Raw genomic sequence first — 4,187 nt, forward strand, 5'->3', positions numbered from 1 at the left:
TGAAGGCCGGGCCGCGCGCGGCGGGCTGCGCGGTTGGGGCGGTGTGACGGGCATGGCGGTGGCCTGCGCCGTCACGGCCTCGCTCACCCTGCTGCCGCTGGCGCACGGTGACGGGACGTTCGGCGGGCGGAGCGCGGGCCACGGGGCCACCTCCGCGCTGCCCGTGGAAGCCGAGGAGTGCAAGGACCCTGAGGCGAGCGTGCCGGCGTCGGACGAGGACGGCCCGAACATCCGGAAGATCAGGGAGCGGGGGAAGCTGATCGCCGGGGTCGACCAGAACAGCTTCCGGTGGGGCTACCGCAATCCGCACCGGAATCCGGAGGCCGGCGGCACGCTCGAAGGCTTCGACATCGATCTGGTGCGGGCCATCGCGAAGGACCTCCTCGGCGACCCCGACGCGGTGGTCTTCCGCGCCATCCCCACCAACCAGCGCATCGCGGCGCTGGAGCACGACAAGGTGGACGTGGTCGTGCGCACGATGACGATCAACTGCAAGCGCGCCGCCCAGGTGTCCTTCTCCACGGCCTACTTCCAGGCCGGTCAGCAGGTCCTGGCCCCGAAGGGGTCGGCCATCAGCGGGTACGACGAGTCGCTGAAGGGCAGGCGGGTCTGCACGGCGGAGGGCTCGACCGCCTACGACGCGCTCGCCGAGCAGTCGTTCGGCGCGGTCTTCGAGGACGAGCACGACGGCACCGAGCTGGACGAGGACCGGCTGACCGTCCCCAGCCAGCTGGACTGCCTGGTGCGCCTGCAGCTCGGTGAGGTCGACGCGGTGGTCACGGACAACGCCCTGGCGGCCGGCCAGGCGGCCCAGGACCCGTCGGTGGAACTCAAGGGCGAGGGGCCCTTCACCACCGAGTACTACGGGGTCGCCGCGAAGCTGGGCGCCGACGATCTGGTGGCCCGGATCAACCACGTGCTGGTCGCCTACCGCCAGGGCGGCGCGAACAGCCCCTGGATGAAGTCGTACCGCACATGGCTGGCGGAGGGACTGCCCGGCATCGCGGGCCCCCCGGCGCCCGAGTACCGCAGCAACTGAACCCGTCCGGGCCCCCGGGCCCGGCGGCTGATACGGAGAGGTGATCGATGGGCGTGGCGGGATCCTTCCCCGGCTTCGCGGGGAGGCCCCCCGGCCCGGTCATGGACCGGGACGAGGCGGACCGTGCGCTGGCCCGGCTCGGTGCGGAGCACGAGGCCATCGAGACCTCGCTCCTCGCTCTGCAGGACCACGCCGGCCGCCGGCTCCTGGAGGGCGCCGACCTGAGCGGCGTCACCAGGGAACGCTGGGCCGTGGCCGAGCAGTCGATCACCCTGCTGTGGGAGTACTTCGACGCCTACGCGGGGGCGCTGGCCAGGGCCCGGAAGATCCGGGCCGGGCGCCGCCACCCCGGCAAGGACGACCTGGCCGCCCTGACCGACGTACTGCGCGGCGACAGCGTGACCGTCGCCGCCCCGGGAGCGGTCGCCCCGGGAACGGCCGGCCCGGGGTCCTCGACCGGCGGTCCGGCCAGGCTCTCCGAGCGGTTCACGCTGGAGGAGCTGGTCGCCCGGATGAACGACCTGTACGCCCGTTCGCTGGACATGGTCGTCGCCGCGGACTCCGTGTGGTCGGCGCTGCCCGCCCGGATAGACCTGCTCGCCGCGGAGCTGCGCCGCACACGCTCGCTGGCGCACTCCGTCGGTGTCCGGCCCGGGGAGCATCCGGCCGGGGACGACCTGGAGGCGATCACCCAGGAGCTGACCACGCTGCGGGCGCAGGTCATCTCCGATCCGCTGGCGTTCTGGCTGCCCGGCCCCGGCAGCGCGGCACCCGGCGGCGGGCGCCCCGACACCGCACGCTACGACCGGGCGGCCCGCGCCCTCGATGACGTACGCCGGGAGGTCGAGGCGGTGCTCGCGGTCCGGCAGGACGCCGAGCAGCGTCTGGCGCAGCTGCGTGACGTCCTGTCCCGCGCCGACCGGACGCTCTCGGAGGCCCGCTCCGCGCGCGGTGAGGTGCTGGCGAAGATCGCCGCCTCGGAGGTGCCCGCCGTCAGCGGCCCCCCGACCGCGCTGCAGGAGCGGCTGGCCGCCGCGTCCGAACACCGCAGGCACGCCCGGTGGAACCGGCTGTCGCCGCTGCTGGACTCGCTGGAGCGGGAGGCCGAGGACGAACTGCTGCGCGCCCGCGAGTCGCTGACGTCCGTCACGGCGCCGCTCGCGGTCCGTGCGGAGCTGCGCGGCAGGCTCGACGCCTACCGGGCGAAGGTGGCCCGGCACGGCCTGGCGGAGGACCCGTTCCTGATCGAGCGGTACGACGCGGCCCGCCGGATGCTGTGGAGCGCACCGTGTGATCTGCGCGTCGCCGAACAGGCGGTGCTGCGCTATCAGCAGGCCGCCACCGACCTGCTGGCACCGCGCCGTACGGGCGGGCACGACGGACAGGGGGAGAGACCATGAGCACGGAGTGCCAGCGCCCCTCGTGCGGGGGCGGATACGAGGACATGGGCGGCGGCGAACTGTACTGCGACACCTGCGGCCTCGCGCCGGTCGTGTCGCCGACGGGCATGGTGGGTTCGCCGCCCACCGGCATCGCGGGCGGCGGGGCGGCCGGGGGCAGGGGAAGCGGCAGCACCTCCCGGCGGTCCGGTTCGCAGGCGTCCGCGCGCTCCTCGTCCCGCTCGTCGACCTCACGGCGTTCGGTGTCCGGGCGGCTCTCCCTCTCCTTGTCCGAAGGCTCCGCGCCGCGCTCGGTGTCGGTGCGCTCCTCGGGCGTCTCCACGGGTTCCGTCTCCGGGCGCGGCAGGCTGGGCGCGGGCCTCGTCCTCGTGCCCGACGTACCGCGGCCCGACCCGCACACCGCGGTGATGGAGAAACCCGAGGTCCCCGAGCGGAAGCGGTTCTGCTCGCGGTCCGACTGCGGCGCGCCGGTGGGACGGGCCCGCGGGGACCGGCCGGGCCGTACGGAGGGGTTCTGCACCAAGTGCGGCCACCCCTACTCCTTCGTGCCCAAGCTGCGCGCCGGTGACATCGTGCACGGGCAGTACGAGGTCGCGGGCTGCCTGGCGCACGGCGGGCTCGGCTGGGTCTACCTCGCGGTGGACCGCGCGGTCTCCGACCGCTGGGTGGTCCTCAAGGGCCTGCTGGACACCGGGGACCAGGACGCCATGGCGGCGGCCATCTCCGAGCGGCGCTTCCTCGCGGAGATCGAGCACTCCAACATCGTCCGCATCTACAACTTCGTGGAACACCTGGACCAGCGCACCGGTTCGCTCGACGGCTACATCGTGATGGAGTACATCGGCGGGAAGTCGCTCAAGGAGATCGCCAACGAGCGCCGCACACCGGCCGGGAAGCGGGACCCGCTGCCGGTCGAACAGGCCTGCGCGTACGGGATCGAGGCGCTGGAGGCGCTCGGGCACCTGCACAGCCGCAACCTGCTGTACTGCGACTTCAAGGTCGACAACGCGATCCAGACCGAGGACCAGCTCAAGCTCATCGACATGGGCGCGGTGCGCAGGATGGACGACGACCGGTCGGCCGTCTACGGCACCGTCGGCTATCAGGCGCCGGAGGTGGCCGGGACCGGCCCGTCCGTGGCCTCCGACCTCTACACCGTCGCGCGGACGCTCGCGGTGCTCACCTTCGACTTCCAGGGGTACACCAACGTCTTCGTGGACTCGCTGCCCGACCCGGACAACATCGACGTGTTCCGGAGGTACGAGTCGTTCTACCGGCTGCTCGTGCGGGCCACGGAACCGGATCCGGCCCGCCGGTTCTCCTCGGCCGCGGAGATGGCGGAGCAGCTGACGGGTGTCCTGCGCGAGGTGGTCGCCCTCCGGACGGAGCGTCCCCGCCCGGCGCTCTCGACGCTGTTCGGGGTGGAGACGCGCGTGACGGACACGGAGTTGTTCGCGGAGCTGACCGGCGAGGTGTCGCGGCTCGGCGTACGGACGGCTGCGCCCGGTGGCGCGGGGCGCTTCGGACGCCGTCGCGGGGCGGCCCTCCCGGCAGCCGCCCTCCCCGCTCCGGCCCTGACGGGCACCCCCGCCGTCACCCCCGTCGTCCCCGCCCTGCCCGTCCCGGCCGGCGCCGGTCCGCTGTACGCCCCGGACACCCATGTCCGGGGCGGCGCCGGAAGCGGCACGGCAGGCGGCGCGCCGGCGTACGCGCAGCCCCTGGCGACGATTCCTGCCCCCCGGGCGGCG

3 protein-coding genes are annotated in these 4,187 nt (G+C 73.9%); all 3 read left to right on the top strand.

What is annotated here, in order from left to right; genetic code table 11:
- Positions 1-1,039: glutamate ABC transporter substrate-binding protein (locus VN520_RS34030; RefSeq protein ID WP_325750806.1), on the top strand; the 1,039-nt coding region annotated here is incomplete at its 5' end.
- 47 nt (positions 1,040-1,086) lie between these two features.
- Positions 1,087-2,439 carry a hypothetical protein gene (locus VN520_RS34035; protein WP_325750807.1) on the top strand — a complete coding sequence of 451 codons (1,353 nt, stop codon included), beginning with the start codon at positions 1,087-1,089 and terminating at the stop codon, positions 2,437-2,439.
- The coding region (locus VN520_RS34040; RefSeq protein WP_325750808.1) for a serine/threonine protein kinase at positions 2,436-4,187 on the top strand (1,752 nt) is incomplete at its 3' end. The genes VN520_RS34035 and VN520_RS34040, both read left to right, overlap by 4 nt.

It is taken from the genome of Streptomyces sp., from assembly GCF_035563135.1.
GTDB lineage: Bacteria > Actinomycetota > Actinomycetes > Streptomycetales > Streptomycetaceae > Streptomyces.